Here is a 14,254-nt window from a genome sequence, read left to right on the forward strand (position 1 = left end):
TCGCTCAACCGGACAAGGCCAGTTGACGGCTCAGCAGGGCGCGCAGCGAAGCCGGCTTCACCGGCTTGGGCAGGAAGTCCAGGCGCGCCTGGCGCACCTTGTCCAGGCATTCCGGGCGGCCATCGGCACTGATGACGATGCCCGGGATGTCCTGGCCCAGGGTCTGGCGAATCCATTCGGCGACATCCGGGCCGGTGTCGGCATCGCTCAGGTGGTAGTCGACGATGAGCAGCCGCGGCACCACGCCCTGGGCGAGCAGGGCCGCGCACTCCTCGCGGCTGCGTGCGGTCCAGACCTGGCAACCCCAGCGGCCCAGCAGGCTACGCAGGCCGAGCAGGATGCTGTCTTCGTTGTCGATGCACAGCACCGGATCGCCGGCCAGGGGCTGGGCCGCCTCGCTGGCGGCTGCGGCCTGGATCGCCAGGGCGGGCGCCAGGGGCACCTTGACGCTGAAGACGCTGCCATGACCCGGCCAGGAGCGTACCGAGAGTTCATGGCCGAGCACCCGGCAGAGGCGGTCGGCGATCGCCAGGCCCAGCCCAAGGCCCTTTTCCGCGCGGGTCTGGTGGCTGTCCAGCCGCTTGAATTCCTCGAAGATCAGCTCGAGTTTGTCCGCCGGGATGCCAGGGCCGCTGTCCCAGACTTCCAGGCTCACGTGCTGGCCCTGACGGCGCACGCCGAGCAATACCCGGCCATGGGCGTATCTCAGGGCGTTGGTGAGGAAATTCTGCAGCACCCGGCGCAGCAGCTTGCTGTCGCTGTTGACCACCAGCCGACTGCTGCGGATGCGCAGGCTGGTGCCCTGATTCTGCGCCAGGGCCTTGAATTCGACGCCCAGGGCTTCGAACAGGGTGGCCAGGGAGAAAGGCGCCGGGGCCGCCAGGATGCGCCCGTTCTCCAGCCGCGAGATATCCAGCAGATCGGCGATCAGGTCTTCGCTGGATCTGAGGGCACTGTCCATGTTGCGCACCAGCTCCTGGGCTTCCTGGGCCAGGCCGTCCTGGTGGGCGAGGGCGGCGGTGAACAGCCGCGCGGCGCTCAGGGGTTGCATCAGGTCATGGCTGACCGCGGTGAGAAAACGACTCTTGGACTGGTTGGCCGCTTCGGCGTGAGCCTTGGCTTCCTCCAGGGCCTGGTTGAGCTGGGACAGTTCGCGGGTGCGTTCCTCGACACGCTGCTCCAGGCCCTCGTTGGCTTCGCGCAGGGCGCGTTCGGCCTCGCGGAAGGCGGTGATGTCGGTAAAGCTCATCACGAAGCCGCGGCCGGGCATGGGGCTGCCGATCAGCTCGATCACCCGGCCATTGGGAAAGGTCCGCTCCGAGGTGTGGGGAATGCCCTGGCGCATCCGCTCCACCCGGCGCGCCACGTGCTCGTCGGGATCGCCCGGGCCACAGAGCCCGCGCAGGGCGTTGTAGCGGATGATCTCGGCGATGGGGCGACCGACCTGGATCATGCCGTCGGGATAGTCGAACAGCTCCAGGTAGCGCTGATTCCAGGCCACCAGGCGCAGCGACTGGTCGACCACGCTGAGGCCCTGGGAGATGTTCTCGATGGCGCCCTGCAGGAGCGCCCGGTTGAATTCCAGCACCTCCGAGGCTTCGTCGGCGATGCGCACCACGTCGTCGACCTGCATGTCGCGGCCTTCGATGGCGGCCTTGACCACCGCGCGGGCGGAAGAGGCACCGATCACCCCGGCTAGCAGCCGCTCGGTCTGGGCGATCCATTCGCTGTTGGCGTTCATCCCGGGGTGATAGGTCAGGCCGCTCTGCTCGGCGAAGCGGCTGAAGCTCAGGCGGGCGCGCTCGTCGCCGACGAAACGCGCCGCGAGCAGCCGCAGGTCTTCCAGCTTGACCGCCAGCAGGGCGCGATTGCGCGGTCGGGGCAGGGCGTACTGGGCGATGAAGCGCCCGGCCTGCCAGTATTCCGAGACCCGGGTGCGCGAGAGCAGCGACACCAGGGCGAACAGCAGGAAGTTGCCGGCCAGGGAGACCAGGGCGCCGACGGTGGTCGGTTGCAGCGTCCGCTCCCCCGCGGGCTGCTCGAACCAGGCGAGGCCGGGAAAGGCCTCCAGCGACCATTGCAGACTGGTGGCCACCACTGGCAGCACCATCAGATAGCCCCAGAGCAGGGCTCCGGCGGTGAGACCGGCAAAGACGCCGCGGCGATTGGCGGCCTTCCAGAACAGCGCCCCGACCATGGCCGGTCCGAGCTGGGCGATGGCGGCGAAGGCGATCTGGCCGATGGTGGCCAGGCTGGCGTTGGAGCCCAGCAGGCGATAGCTGCAATAGGCCAGGACCAGAATGACCACGATGCTGGCGCGGCGCACCGTGAGCATCCAGTGGCTGAACACCGCATGGGGACTCTCGACCTGACCGCGGCGCTTGAGCAGCCAGGGCAGCACGATGTCGTTGGAGATCATGGTGGAGAGGGCGACGCAGGCGACGATCACCATGCCGGTGGCCGCCGAGGCGCCGCCCAGAAAGGCCAGCAGGGCCAGCCAGGGACGCTCTTGGGCCAGCGGCAGGCTGATGACGAAGGAGTCCGGCAGCACACCGCCGGGCAGGTGCAACTGGCCGGCCAGGGCGATGGGGATGACGAACAGCGCGGCCAGCGCCAGATAGAGCGGAAACACCCAGCGCGCCAGGTTGACGTCCCGGGTGTCGGTGTTTTCCACCACGGTGACGTGGAACTGGCGCGGCAGGCACATCACGGCGATGAAGGCCACGCCGGTCTGGATCAGCAGCCCCGGCCAGTCCAGGGTTTCGCGCCAGTATTCCTGCAGTTGCGGCGCCTGCTGCGAGCGGGTGAGCAGATCGGTGAAGCCGTCGTGCAGGCCATAGGTGACCCAGAGGCCGACGGCGATGAAGGCGGCGAGCTTGACCAGGGATTCGAAGGCGATCGCCAGCATCATGCCGCGGTGGTGCTCGGTGACGTCCAGGTTGCGGGTGCCGAACAGGATGGCGAAGACCGCCAGCACCAGGGAGACGAACAGCGCGGTGTCCTGGGCGCGGGTGCTCAGGGACTCGGCATTGATGCCGGTCAGCAGGTTGACGCCGATGACGATGCCCTTGAGCTGCAGCGCCAGGTAGGGCAGGACGCCGACCAGGCAGATCAGCGCGACGACGATGGCCAGCGTCTGCGACTTGCCATAGCGGGAGGCGATGAAGTCGGCGATGGAGGTGATGTTTTCCTTCTTGCTGATCAGCACCATCTTTTTCACCAGTTGCGGCGCCAGCAGCAGGAAAAGGATGGGCCCCAGGTAGATGGGCAGGAAGGACCAGAGCTGGTCGGCGGCCTGGCCGACCGCGCCGAAGAAGGTCCAGCTGGTGCAGTAGACGGCCAGCGACAGGCTGTAGACCCAGGCCCGCAGGCGCGGCCTGAGCGGGGGCCGGCGATCGCCATAGAAGGCGATGGCGAACAGCAGGGCCAGATAGCCGAGGGTAACGGTGATGATCAGTCCGCTGGGCAGGGACATGGCGACTCCAGACATTCCAGGCGCCCATCGCGCCCGGACAAAGTGTCGCACCTTGGGGTGCCAGACGTCAGTTCTGGTGCGTTGGGGGATGCCAGTGGGTTGAGCCGGGCGGCCGGCCCTGTTAGGTTGGCGGGCTGATTCAAGAGCGAGAGACCGTCATGTTCCAAGCGCAGCCCATTTCCCTGCAACGTGGTGCGCTGCGCCTGGACCCCCTGGCGGAAGGCGACGTGCTGGAGCTGGTCAGTCTGGCCGAGCGCAATCGCGAAGCGCTGCACTACCTGAGCGGGCCCCTGCGTCCGGACTGGTATCGCCAGGCCCTGGCCGAGCAGCGCGAAGGACGCGCTTTGCCCTTTGCCGTGCGCATCGCCGACCGGCTGGTGGGCACCACCCGTTTCGCCGACTTCCTGCCGGCGCTGCCCGCCGCCGAGATTGGCTGGACCTGGCTCGACAGTGAGCAGCATGGCAGCGGACTCAACGGCAACATCAAGTACCTGATGCTGCGCCATGCCTTCGAGCACTGGCAGCTGGTGCGGGTGCAGCTCAAGACCGCCGCGACCAATCTCCGATCCCAGGCCGCCATCGAGAAGCTGGGGGCGGTCCGCGAAGGCCTGCTGCGCCATCACCGGCGCCTGGCCGACGGGCGTCTGGACGACACCGTGATGTACAGCATCACCGATCGCGAATGGCCCGAGGTGAAGGCGCGCCTGGAGGCGTCCTTCAACTAGCGGTGGCTCCTCGACTACCGTTCGTCGGCAGCCGCCGGCAGCGGTAGGGCGGCACCCCCCTCTGCGTCGCTTGTCTGGCGCCGGTAATCCAACGTAGCTGTCTTTACGAGCCAACAGTTTTCCGCGAAACGGCCGACATGCCTGCTCAATGGCAAGAATTCGCCCGTCTCCTTTTGCGGATCGCTGTATGTCTTCACTGTCGCCTTCCTCTGCGCTGCGCACGCTGCGGGTCGTCTGGCCCTTCGTCATCATCCTGTCCTGCCAGGCGCTGGTCGCCATCGTCAGCCTGCAACTGCTGTCGACGGTGCGCGCCTATGTGTCCGCGGAAAGCCTGTGGAGCAAGAGCCTCGGCAACGCCATGCTGGCGCTCGGCGCCTACCTGGACGAAGGACGGCCCGAGTTCTATCACGCCTACCTCGCGTCCATCAGCGTCAACGACCTCGACCGGGCGGCGCGGCAGGAACTCGATAGCGGCGGCGACCGCGCCGAAGCGGCGCGGCTGCTGCGCCTGGCCGGCAACAGTCCGGACGACATCGACGGCCTCATCGCGCTCTTCCAGATGGCTCGCCATGTGGAACCCTTCGAAGGGGTGATCGCCCGCTGGCAGATCACCGATCCCTACATGGACGAATTCCAGGCCCTGGCGCGCACCGGCTTCGAGTTGATCAAGCTGCGGGGACCGGGACCGGCGCTGATTCCGCTGAAACGCCAGCTGCTGGACCTGCACGACCGGATGATGCCGGAAACGGTGGCCTTCTCGGAGCGCCTGGGGGTGGCGTCGCGGCAGCTGGTGGCGGCCCTGTTCATCGCCAACGTCCTGGTCGGCGCCTTGCTGGTGCTCCTGGCCATCTGGCGCATGCACAGCCTGGTGCAGCAGCGCTGGCGCTCCGAGCAGGCGCTGCAGGCCGAAAAAGAACATATCCAGGTCATCCTGGCGTCCCTGGGCGATGCCGTGCTGGCGCTGAATGCCCAGGGTCGGCTGCTCTATCACAACCCGGCCGCGGAGCGCCTGCTGGCGTGGCCGGGGCTGGCGGCGGGTACGCCCGTCACCCACCTGTTCGACATCCAGACCGAGGACCAGCCGGCGTCGACCCAGCCGCTGGCCGAACGCCTGCGCAGCCAGGACTGGCTGGCGGGCAACGAGCCTCTGGCGCATCAGCTGGTGCGCATCGACGGCACCCGGGTGCCGGTGGCCCTGACGGTGACCCCCCTGCCGCGGGGCGAGTCCGGCACCGGGGTGGTGCTGGTGATGCACGACCAGACCCGCGAGCGCGCCTTTCTGCATGATCTGGCCTGGCAGGCCAGTCACGATGCCCTGACCGGGCTGCTCAATCGCCGCGAGTTCGAGACCCGGCTGGAGCGCCTGCTGGCCCGCGAGGACCTGGCCTGTGCCTCGCTGCTGTTCATCGATCTGGATCAGTTCAAGATCGTCAACGATACCTCCGGGCATTTCCATGGCGATCGCCTGCTGCGCCAGCTGTGCGAATTGCTCGCTCAGCAACTGGGCGAAGAGGATTGCCTGGCACGGCTGGGCGGCGACGAATTCGGCGTCCTGCTGGAAAACCGTACGCCGGCGCAGGTCGAGGCCGTGGCCGAGCGCCTGCGCTGCTGCGTCGGTAGCCTGCAATTCGAAGCGGCCGGGCAGGGCTTTCGCGTCGGTCTGAGCATCGGCGTGGTGCACCTGGGAGGCCAGGCCCTGGCGCCCGAGGAGGCGCTGCGCCTGGCCGATCTGGCCTGCTACGCGGCCAAGGACAAGGGGCGCAATCGCATCCAGGTCTTTGCCCCGGGCGATGTGGAGCTGGATCAGCGCCATGGCGAGATGGCCTGGGTGCAGCGCCTGCACCGGGCGCTGGCCGAGGACAGGTTTCGGCTATATGTCCAGCCGATCCTGGGGCTGGGCCAGGAGACCGTCGCGGATCGCCACGTGGAGGTGCTGATGCGACTGGAAGAGGGCGAGCGGCTGATCGCGCCGGGCGCCTTCATCCCGGCCGCGGAGCGCTATGGCCTGATGCCGGACCTGGATCGCTGGGTGATCGCCGCGGCCCTGGCGCGCTTCGCCGAGCTGCCCGACGGGTTGCTCGACACTCTGGCCATCAACCTGTCCGGGCATTCGCTAGGCGAGGCGGGTCTGGCCGATTTCGTCAGGCAGCAGCTGCAGCGCTGGCAGATCGCGCCGGCGCGCATCTGCTTCGAGATCACCGAGACCAGCGCCGTGGCCAATCTGGATGCGGCGCGGTTGTTCATGGACGAATTGCGTGGCCTGGGGGTGAGATTCTCGCTGGACGACTTCGGCGCCGGGATGTCGTCCTTCACCTACCTCAAGCACCTGCCGGTGGACTACCTGAAGATCGACGGCAGCTTTGTCCGCCACCTGCTGGAAGACGCCGTGGACAGCGCCATGGTCGAGGCGATCAATCAGCTGGGCCATCTCACCGGCAAGAAGACCATCGCCGAGTTCGCCGAGAACCCGGCGGTGGTGGCGGCGCTGACTGCCCTGGGGGTCGACTATGCCCAGGGCTACGGCATCGCCCGGCCGCAGCCCTTCACCGAGGACACCTGCCAGGCGCTGCTCCGGCAGGTGTGGCACGAGACTTCAGGGACGCGCGTCGTCGTCCTTGAAGCGGCGGAAGAGGGTGGCCAGTAGCGCCCCGGAGATGTTGTGCCAGACGCTGAACAGGGCGCTGGGGACCGCGGCCAGCGGCGAGAAATGCGCCGTGGCCAGGGCGGCGCCGAGCCCGGAATTCTGCATGCCGACTTCCAGTGCCAGGGATTTGCGCTGGGCCACCGGAAGCTTGCAGAACTTGCCGGTGAGATAGCCGAGCAGGAAGCCGAAACCGTTGTGCAGGATCACCACCGCCATGATCAGCAGCCCGGATTCCGCGATGCGCGCCTGGCTGGCGGCCACCACCGCGGCAACGATCACCACGATGCTCACCACCGAAGCCAGCGGCAGCACCTCGACCAGGGCGCCGACGCGCTGGCCGAGCAGACGCTGGGCGACCAGACCCAGGGCGATGGGCAGCAGCACCACCTGCAGGATCGACCAGAACAGCCCGCCAAAGGAGATCGGCAGCCAGGTGGAGGCCAGCAGCCAGATCAGCGCCGGGGTCAGCAGGGGCGCGAGCAGGGTGGTCACCGCGGCGATGGCGACTGACAGCGCCAGGTCGCCCTTGGCCAGCCAGGTCATGACATTGGACGCCGTGCCGCTGGGGCAGCAGCCGACCAGGATGACGCCGACGGCGATCTCCGGCGGCAGGTGGAACAGCTGACAGAGCGCCCAGGCCACCCCCGGCATGATGACGAAGTGCGCCACCACCCCCAGCAGCACCCGCCAGGGGTGACGGCCGACGGCGGCGAAATCCTCGACCTTGAGCGTCAGGCCCATGCCGAACATGATCACCCCCAGCAGCGGCACGATGGCCACGCTCAGCGGCTTGAATACTGCGGGGGCGAAGAACGCCAGCAGGGCGGCGAGCAGCACCCAGAAGGCGAAGGTATTGCCGACGAAGCGGCTGAAGGCGGCCAGGGCACGCATGGCAAACTCCTTTTTCAATAGGCAGAAAAAAGGCCGGTCTGCGCCGGCCTTGAGGTGAGCTTAGAGCCCCTGTGGCAATTCTTCACCACCCAGGGCTTCGATCAGCTGTGGCAGGAATTCCGCCAGGGTCATCATCATCAGCACGAAGCTGGCGTCCTGCTGGCCGAGGGCGTCTTCGCCGCCGTCCTGTTCGGCCTGGTCCTGCAGCAGGTCCTCGAACTTCAGGCGCTTGATGGTGACCTTGTCGTCCAGCAGCAGGGCCAGCTTGTCCTGCCAGGCCAGGGCCAGCTTGGTGACCAGCTTGCCGGCGCCCAGGTGGTTCTGGATCTCTTCGCTGGTCAGGTCCTGACCCTTGCAGCGCACCACGCCGCCGTCTTCGCCGGCATCGCGCAGTTCGCACTCGTCGAGGATGTAGAGGCCATGGGTGGCGTCACCGGCCTTGACCCAGTCTGTGAAGGTGGCCATGGGGGCCTGCTTGACGCCCAGCGGGCGGACCGGCAGCGAGCCCAGGGCATCGCGCAGGGTGGAGAGCAGGTCCTCGGCGCGCTTGGCGCTGGAGGCGTCGACCAGGATCCAGCCCTGCTTGGGATCGATGGCGGCATAGGTGGTCTGGCGCCGGATGAAGGCGCGCGGCAGGAAGGCCTGGACGATCTCGTCCTTGATCTGCTCCTTCTCCTTCTTGTAGACCTTGCGCATCTGCTGGTTTTCGATCTCGTCGACCTTTTCCTGCACGGCTTCCTTGACCACGCTGCTGGGCAGGATGCGTTCTTCCTTGCGCGCGGCGATCAGGAAGAAGCCCTGGCTTTCGTGCACCAACGGCAGGTCCGGGCCCTTGCCGAAGGGGGCGACGAATCCATAGGTGGACAATTCCTGGCTGGCGCAGGGACGAGCCGGCTTGGCGGCGAGGGCGGCTTCGAGGGCTTCGGTCTCGAAGGCGACTTCCTGGGTGAGACGGTAGACGAGCAGATTACGGAACCACATGGTGTCACTCCCAAAAACGAAGCGCGCATTATCCGCGTCGCCCGCCCCGGAGGCCAACCCCGGATCGCGATGGTCGTCGGGAATGCGCGCTTTCTTAGGTGCGCGCAGGGGCAGCGCTAAGCCTTTGGAAGTGCTGGGAAAATTTTTTTGAAAAAGGGGTTGCCAGGTCGTAAACCCCTCCGTAGAATGCGCCCCACTTCGAGAGCAAACGGGTGATTAGCTCAGCTGGGAGAGCATCTGCCTTACAAGCAGAGGGTCGGCGGTTCGATCCCGTCATCACCCACCACTCGAGGTAATGCGCAGCGGTAGTTCAGTCGGTTAGAATACCGGCCTGTCACGCCGGGGGTCGCGGGTTCGAGTCCCGTCCGCTGCGCCATTCAAAGGTTGTCTGGTCCTGAACGCCAGCAACCATCGAGAAGCGGCCCTAGTGGCCGCTTTTTCGTTTGGGCGCGATTTTTCTGGTCGGGCTTTCTCGGGTTTTTCCTTCTCTATGTAGCTTGCTTGGGTCGAGGGTTCTTGCCCTTCGGCCTGTTCGCATGCCCGTGGAAAACGCTGCGCGGTTTTCCTCGCTACTGATTAATCATGGCCGCGGTGCTCCGCCGATATGGCTGCTTCTGCATTAGGGTTCTGATCGCGGCCATGGGCCGCTCCTACAGGCACGGATACCGCTGTAGGAGCGGCCCATGGCCGCGATCAGGGGTAGGGCAGGAGCGTTCAGCCCCGCACCGCATCCAGCACTGCTTCCAGCGGATGGCGCAGGCGGCGGTCATCGATGCGCTTGACCTGGCTGCGGCAGGAATAGCCGGTGGCCAGGGCTTCGCCCTGGTCCGCCGGGACGGCCAGGGCGCGGGCCCAGGACTGGTCGTAGATCACCTTGGAGGTCGCCAGGTTGCGTGCCTCGTGGCCGTAGGTGCCGGACATGCCGCAGCAGCCGGTGCTTTCCGGCTTGAGGCCCAGACCTAGGCGTTCGAACACCTGCTGCCACTGGCTGACGCTGGCCGGGGCGTTGGTCTTCTCGGTGCAATGGCCGAGCAGGCGATAGACCTTGTCGCCGACCACCTTCTGCTCTTTCGGCAACACCTGCAGCAGCCATTCCTGGGGCAGCAGGACCTCGGGCATCCTGGCGATGCCGGGGACCTTGGGGTATTCCTGGCGATAGACCAGGGTCATGGCCGGATCGAGGCCAACCAGCTTGACGCCGAAGCCGGCCAGGCTGGCGAGCTGGGCCGCGTTGCGCCGTGCGGTGCGCTCGAAGGCGCCGAGAAAACCCTGCACCTGCAGCGGCTTGCCGTTGGCGCGATAGGGCGCGAGGAACACCCGCTGGCCCAGCCGGGCCGCCAGTTCGAGGAAGGCGGCGGTGAGCGGCGTCTCGAAGTAGCGGGTGAAGGCATCCTGTACCACCACTACGGTCCTGGCGCGCTCTTCCTCGCTCAACGCCAGCAGCCGCTCCGGCGTGGCGATCTGCACCTGCCACCGATGCATGACCGGCACCAGGTCGAAGCGGCTGAGCAGGGGACTGTCGACCATGCCGATGCGCTCGGCGAACAGCCGCTGGATCGGCGTCGCACCCATCACCGCGTTGTAGAGGCCCGGGGCGCGGGCGAACAGCGGCAGGCTGAATTCCAGGGAGCCGATCAGGTAGTCGCGGACGGGGCGCAGATAGCGACGGTGATAGAGTTCGAGAAAGCGCGAGCGGAATTCCGGCACATTGACCTTGATCGGGCACTGGCCCGCGCAGGACTTGCACGCCAGGCAGCCGGCCATGGCGTCATAGACCTCGTGGGAGAAGTCCGCCTCGGCCTGGCGGCCATTGCGCCAGCGCTGCGGCAGGGCCTTGAGCCAGTTCAGCGCGCCACGCGGCGCCGGGGCCAGGACATCGATGCCGGCCTGGCCCTGCAGGCGCAGCCATTCGCGGATCAGGGCGGCGCGGCCCTTGGGCGAATGGATGCGCTGGCGGGTGGCCTTCCAGGACGGGCACATGGCGTCGTCGGGATCGTAGTTGTAGCAGGCGCCGTTGCCGTTGCAGTGCATGGCGGTGCCGTAGCTCTGCCAGACGCGCTCGTCGAGGGTGCGGTCCAGTTCGCCGCGGAGGGTCACGCCATCGACCTTGAGCAACTCTGCGCCGCTGGCGAGCGGGGTGGCGATCTTGCCCGGATTGAGCTGGTTGTGCGGATCGAAGGCGCCCTTGAGCGCCTGCAGGGCCGGGTAGAGGTCACCGAAGAAGGCCGGCGCGTATTCCGAGCGCACGCCCTTGCCGTGTTCGCCCCAGAGCAGGCCGCCGTATTTCTGCGTCAGGGCGGCCACCTGGTCGGAGATCGGCCGGACCAGCGCCGCCTGGCGCGGGTCCTTGAGATCCAGCGCCGGACGCACGTGCAACACCCCGGCGTCGACGTGGCCGAACATGCCGTATTGCAGGTTGTGGCCATCGAGCAGGGCGCGGAATTCGGCGATGAAGTCGGCCAGCCGCTCGGGCGGTACCGCGGTGTCTTCGACGAAGGGCTGCGGGCGGATCTCGCCCTGGACGTTGCCGAGCAGGCCCACCGCGCGCTTGCGCATGGTGTAGACCCGGGTCACGGCATTGCGGCCGACGGCCAGGGTGTGGCCGAGGCGCTCGACGGTAGGATCCTGGCGCAGGTGCTCGAGGAAGCCCTGGACGCGGGCATCCACTTCCTCGGGATCGTCGCCGCTGAATTCCACCAGGTTGATGCCCAGGGTGGGACGCGCGACGTCTTCGGGGAAATACTCCGCCACGCTGTGCCAGACGATGTCCTGCATGGCCAGCAGGAGCACCTTGGAATCCACCGTCTCGATGGACAGCGGCTTGAGTTCGATCAGGGCGCGTGCGTCGCGCAGGGCATCCATGAAGCTGGCGTAGCGAACGTTGACCAGCACCGAATACTTGGGAATCGGCAAGACGTTGAGTTTGGCCTCGGCGATAAAGGCCAGGGAGCCCTCGGCGCCGCAGAGCACGCTGTTGAGGTTGAAGCGGCCGTCTGCCTCGATCAGGTGCGCCAGGTCGTAGCCGGTCAGGCAGCGATTGAGCTTGGGAAAGCGCGCCTCGATCAGGTCGGCCTGCTGCTCGGCGATGTCCCGTGCGCAGCGATAGACGGCGCCGGTGCGGTCGTCGCGAGCACAGAGGGCGTCCAGCTCGGCGCTGTCCACCGGGCGACTCTGCAGGCGCTCGCCGCCGATCAGGTAGGCATCCAGCTCCAGCACGTGGTTGCGGGTCTTGCCGTAGGTCACGCTGCCCTGGCCGCTGGCGTCGGTGTTGATCATGCCGCCGATGGTGGCGCGGTTGGAGGTGGACAGCTCCGGGGCGAAGAACAGGCCGTGGGGCCGGAGCGCGGCGTTGAGCTGGTCCTTGACCACGCCTGCTTGCACCCGCACCCAGCCCTCGGCGACGTTGATCTCGAGGATCTGGTTCAGGTGGCGGGAGAGGTCGACCACGATGCCATCGGTCAGGGACTGGCCGTTGGTGCCGGTGCCGCCGCCGCGCGGGGTCAGGACCACGCCCTGGAAGCGCGGCTCGCCCATCAGCCGGGCCAGGCGCTGGACGTCGGCGCTGTCCTTGGGAAAGACCGCCGCCTGGGGCAGGCGCTGATAGATGGAGTTGTCGGTGGCCATGACCGTGCGGCTGGCATGGTCCAGCGCGATCTCGCCCTGGAAGCCGCTGGCGGCCAGGGTGGTCAGGAAGTCGGTGTAGGCGGCGGCGAGGGGCGCCGGGGCCGGCAGGCGGGCGATCATGTTCATCAGGCGGGCTCTCTGGCGGCGGACGGCCGTCTCCTTCAGCGAGCGAAGGAATGGCGTCGACCTTTTCTGGCTATAGTAGGCATTCTCACCACAGCGCGGCGGCGCCACAACCGAAGATTCCGCCGCCTATGCCGGAAGATCCTGAATGAATCACCGTCGCCTGACGCCCTCCATGTCGCTGCTGCTGGCTTTCGAGGCGGCGGCGCGCCATGAGAGCTATACCCGGGCGGCCGAGGAGCTGTCGCTGACCCAGAGCGCCGTCGGTCGCCAGGTGCAGGCCCTGGAACAGTTGCTGGGATTGACGCTGTTTCGCCGCGAGGGGCGGCAGATCGTCCTCACCGATGTCGGTCGCGCCTACAGTCGCGAACTGGGCCTGGCCCTCGGGCAGATCCGCAGCGCCACCTTGCAGGCCATGGCCTTCGCCTCCGGCCAGGGCACCCTGCGCCTGGCGGTGCTGCCGACCTTTGGTTCCAAGTGGCTGCTGCCGCGCCTAGGCGACTTCTATGCCGCCCACCCCGGCATGCTGGTGCACCTGCATTCGCGCATCCAGGCGGTGGACTTCGCCGCCAGCGAGATCGACGCCGCCATCAGCGTCGGCAGCGGGGACTGGCCGGGGCTGCGTGCCCATCCGCTGCAAGCCGAGCACCTGGTGGTGATCGCCAGCCCGGCGACCCTGGCGGAATTGCCGGACGCCACGCCTGCCACCCTGGCCGACCAGCTGCTGCTGGGCGTGGCCAACAATCCCCAGGCCTGGGGCGAGTGGTTCCGGCATCACGAGCTGCCGCATCGGGCGATGCGCCCGGGGCCGAGTTTCGAGCTGACCTCGCACCTGATCCAGGCGGTGCGCGCCGGCATCGGCATCGGCCTGGTGCCGCGGGTGCTGGTGGAAGACGAACTGGCCCAGGGCGAGTTGCTGGCCTGTGGGCCGGCGCTGGTCAGTCGCCGCAGCTATTACCTGGTCTATCCGCCACGCAACGAGGGGCTGCCATCGCTGCAGGCCTTTCGGCAGTGGCTGCTGGCCGAGATCAATGAAGGAGAGGGACAGCCATGAGCAAGCCGGGACAGCGGGTGCTGGCGGCGCTGCGGCAGATGATCCTGTCCGGCGAACTGGGCGCGGGCGAACGCCTGGCGGAGATTCCCACCGCCGAGCGCTTCGCCGTGTCGCGCATGCCGGTGCGCCTGGCCCTGCGCACCCTGGCCGAGGAAGGCCTGCTGGAGCGTAGCGGTGCCCGCGGCTATCAGGTGCGGGCGCTGACCGGTGCCGATCTGGAAGGCGCCGTGGAGGTGCGCGGGGTGCTGGAGGGCCTGGCCGCGCGCCAGGCCGCCGAGCGTGGCCTGGACGCGCCGACGCGCGCCCGGCTGGAAGACTGCCTGCGCCGGGGCGATCTGCTGTTCGCCAAGGGGCATGTGCTGCTGGAGGATCTGGAGGAGTACCACGATCTCAACCGGGCCTTTCACCAGGCCATCGTCGCGGCCAGCGGCAATCCGGCCATCGGTCTGGCCCTGGGCCGCCACGAGCATCTGCCCTTCGCCTCGGTGAGCGCCTTGGCGGTGGATGCCGACAATCTCGAGCGCGAATACCGCCGCTTCAACTTCGCCCATCTGCAGCACCATGCGGTCTTCGATGCCCTGGTGCGCGGCCAGGGCGCGCGTGCCGAGGGCATCATGCGCGAGCACGCCCAGGCGACCCTGGGCTATGCACGCTGGTTCGGTGGGGAAGAGGGGGAGGCGGGGTCGGTGCGGGTGTTGGTGTAGGCCGGTTCCCTCACCCCGGCCCTCTCCCAGGGG

General features: G+C 67.6%; 8 protein-coding genes and 2 tRNA genes. 6 read left to right on the forward strand and 4 right to left on the reverse strand.

All coding sequences use genetic code 11. The features are described from left to right. Positions 1-4: 4 nt before the first annotated feature. The gene (locus PSEK12I1_RS0120455; RefSeq protein ID WP_027596846.1) at positions 5-3,475 is read right to left on the reverse strand and encodes a PAS domain-containing hybrid sensor histidine kinase/response regulator; all 3,471 of its coding nucleotides are present in this window, start codon (positions 3,473-3,475) and stop codon (positions 5-7) included. A 158-nt stretch (positions 3,476-3,633) separates the two neighbouring features. Between PSEK12I1_RS0120455 and PSEK12I1_RS0120460 the strand changes: the two genes are divergently transcribed. Together PSEK12I1_RS0120460 and PSEK12I1_RS0120465 are read left to right on the forward strand one after the other, a co-directional pair. Further along, on the forward strand, positions 3,634-4,200 hold the full coding sequence (locus tag PSEK12I1_RS0120460; protein ID WP_027596845.1) for a GNAT family N-acetyltransferase: 567 nt from the start codon (positions 3,634-3,636) through the stop codon (positions 4,198-4,200). Positions 4,201-4,387: 187 nt separating this feature from the next. Continuing rightward, on the forward strand, positions 4,388-6,844 hold the full coding sequence (locus PSEK12I1_RS0120465; RefSeq protein ID WP_027602754.1) for a bifunctional diguanylate cyclase/phosphodiesterase: 2,457 nt from the start codon (positions 4,388-4,390) through the stop codon (positions 6,842-6,844). Here the strand turns inward: PSEK12I1_RS0120465 and PSEK12I1_RS0120470 are convergent. Both PSEK12I1_RS0120470 and rdgC read right to left on the reverse strand, forming a co-directional pair. Next, positions 6,794-7,735, reverse strand: a complete 942-nt coding sequence (locus PSEK12I1_RS0120470) for a bile acid:sodium symporter family protein (protein WP_027602755.1) — start codon at positions 7,733-7,735, stop codon at positions 6,794-6,796. The two genes, PSEK12I1_RS0120465 and PSEK12I1_RS0120470, sit on opposite strands and share 51 nt — an antisense overlap. Positions 7,736-7,795: 60 nt before the next feature. Continuing rightward, a complete protein-coding gene (gene rdgC, locus PSEK12I1_RS0120475; RefSeq protein ID WP_007159072.1) occupies positions 7,796-8,716 on the reverse strand; it encodes a recombination-associated protein RdgC in 921 nt (306 codons plus the stop codon). A 210-nt stretch (positions 8,717-8,926) separates the two neighbouring features. On the opposite strand from rdgC, the gene PSEK12I1_RS0120480 reads away from it, so the two are divergent. Continuing rightward, positions 8,927-9,002 (forward strand) — tRNA-Val (locus PSEK12I1_RS0120480). Positions 9,003-9,015: 13 nt separating this feature from the next. Continuing rightward, positions 9,016-9,092, forward strand: a tRNA-Asp gene (locus tag PSEK12I1_RS0120485). A 338-nt stretch (positions 9,093-9,430) separates the two neighbouring features. On the opposite strand, the gene PSEK12I1_RS0120490 is transcribed toward PSEK12I1_RS0120485, so the two are convergent. Next, positions 9,431-12,460 (reverse strand): FAD-binding and (Fe-S)-binding domain-containing protein, encoded by a 3,030-nt coding sequence (locus PSEK12I1_RS0120490; RefSeq protein ID WP_027602756.1) that lies wholly within the window; start codon positions 12,458-12,460, stop codon positions 9,431-9,433. Between the two features lie 151 nt (positions 12,461-12,611). On the opposite strand from PSEK12I1_RS0120490, the gene PSEK12I1_RS0120495 reads away from it, so the two are divergent. Both PSEK12I1_RS0120495 and PSEK12I1_RS0120500 read left to right on the forward strand, forming a co-directional pair. Continuing rightward, positions 12,612-13,517 (forward strand): LysR substrate-binding domain-containing protein, encoded by a 906-nt coding sequence (locus tag PSEK12I1_RS0120495; protein WP_027596841.1) that lies wholly within the window; start codon positions 12,612-12,614, stop codon positions 13,515-13,517. Then, the gene (locus PSEK12I1_RS0120500) at positions 13,514-14,221 is read left to right on the forward strand and encodes a GntR family transcriptional regulator (protein ID WP_027602757.1); all 708 of its coding nucleotides are present in this window, start codon (positions 13,514-13,516) and stop codon (positions 14,219-14,221) included. Before PSEK12I1_RS0120495 ends, PSEK12I1_RS0120500 begins: the two co-directional genes overlap by 4 nt. Positions 14,222-14,254: the final 33 nt, after the last annotated feature.

Origin of the sequence: Pseudomonas sp. MOIL14HWK12:I1 (genome assembly GCF_000510705.1) — a bacterium.
Lineage (GTDB): Bacteria > Pseudomonadota > Gammaproteobacteria > Pseudomonadales > Pseudomonadaceae > Chryseomonas > Chryseomonas oryzihabitans.

Bases quoted from the DNA above. Each gene is read 5' to 3' on its own strand.
- PSEK12I1_RS0120455 (WP_027596846.1), bottom strand. From the start codon at position 3,475: ATGTCCCTGCCCAGCGGACTGATCATCACCGTTACCCTCGGCTATCTG.
- rdgC (WP_007159072.1), bottom strand. From the start codon at position 8,716: ATGTGGTTCCGTAATCTGCTCGTCTACCGTCTCACCCAGGAAGTCGCC.
- PSEK12I1_RS0120495 (WP_027596841.1), top strand. From the start codon at position 12,612: ATGAATCACCGTCGCCTGACGCCCTCCATGTCGCTGCTGCTGGCTTTC.
- PSEK12I1_RS0120470 (WP_027602755.1), bottom strand. From the start codon at position 7,735: ATGCGTGCCCTGGCCGCCTTCAGCCGCTTCGTCGGCAATACCTTCGCC.
- PSEK12I1_RS0120490 (WP_027602756.1), bottom strand. From the start codon at position 12,460: ATGATCGCCCGCCTGCCGGCCCCGGCGCCCCTCGCCGCCGCCTACACC.
- PSEK12I1_RS0120465 (WP_027602754.1), top strand. From the start codon at position 4,388: ATGTCTTCACTGTCGCCTTCCTCTGCGCTGCGCACGCTGCGGGTCGTC.
- PSEK12I1_RS0120460 (WP_027596845.1), top strand. From the start codon at position 3,634: ATGTTCCAAGCGCAGCCCATTTCCCTGCAACGTGGTGCGCTGCGCCTG.
- PSEK12I1_RS0120500 (WP_027602757.1), top strand. From the start codon at position 13,514: ATGAGCAAGCCGGGACAGCGGGTGCTGGCGGCGCTGCGGCAGATGATC.